The organism is Actinomadura latina NBRC 106108 (genome assembly GCF_001552195.1).
GTDB lineage: Bacteria > Actinomycetota > Actinomycetes > Streptosporangiales > Streptosporangiaceae > Spirillospora > Spirillospora latina.
Map to the genome: position 1 here is coordinate 1 of NZ_BCQS01000072.1, position 999 is coordinate 999.

General features: G+C 68.8%; 1 protein-coding gene. It reads left to right on the plus strand.

Annotated features, from left to right (window positions below):
- Nucleotides 1-15: 15 nt before the first annotated feature.
- A partial coding sequence (locus tag AL2_RS35830) for an acyltransferase domain-containing protein (protein WP_281181656.1) occupies nt 16-999 on the plus strand: 984 nt, incomplete at its 3' end.

Sequence of the window (999 nt, forward strand, 5' to 3'; positions counted from 1 at the left end):
GGTGGTGTGGTGTTTGTGTTTCCGGGTCAGGGGTCGCAGTGGTTGGGGATGGGGCGGGAGTTGGCGGGGTGTTGTGATGAGTTTGGTCGGGAGTTGGCGGTGGTGGCGGGGGAGGTGGATCGGTGGTGGGGTCATCGGTTGCTGGAGGTGATGTGGGGTTCGGAGGAGGGGGTGTTGGGGCGGACGGAGTTTGCGCAGCCGGTGTTGTTCGCGGTGGGGGTGGCGTTGTTTCGGGTGTTGGTGTCGTGGGGTGTGGTTCCGGATTTTGTGGTGGGTCATTCGGTGGGGGAGATCGCGGCGGCGTGTGCGGCGGGGATGGTGTCGTTGGAGGATGCGGCGCGGCTTGTGGTGGCGCGGGGCCGGGTGATGCAGCGGGCGGATGCGGGTGGCGCGATGGTGGCGGTGTCGGGGCCGGTGGTGTCGGTGGAGTTGGTGGAGCAGGTCTTGGGGGAGGTTTCGGGGTCGTTGGGGCCGGTGGTGGTGGCTGCGGTGAACGCTCCGACGGTGGTGGTGATTTCGGGTGCGCGGGCTGCGGTGGAGGCTGCTGCGGCGAGGTTGTCGGCGGTGGGGTGTGGGACGCGTTCGTTGTCGGTGTCGCATGCGTTTCATTCGCCGTTGCTGGATCCGGTGCTGGAGGACTTCCGTCAGGTGGCGGCTGGGGTGGGGGTGTGTGCCGGCGAGGTGGGGTTGGTGTCGAATGTGTCGGGCGGGTTGGCCGATGTGGGGGAGGGGTTTGGTTCGGCGGAGTACTGGGTGCGGCATGCCCGCCAGGCGGTGCGGTTCGCGGACGCGATCGGGTTCGCGGCTGCCCGGGGCGCGGACCGGTTCGTGGAGTTGGGGCCGGGTGCGCTGGTGTCGGCGATCAGCGCGACTGTGGATTCTGGGGCGTCGTCGGTGGTGTCTTTGCTGAGTCGGCGTGGGTCGGAGCGGGTGGGGTTGGTGTCGGGGCTGGCGGAGTTGTTCGTGTCGGGGGTCGGGGTGTCGTGGCAGGACTGGTGC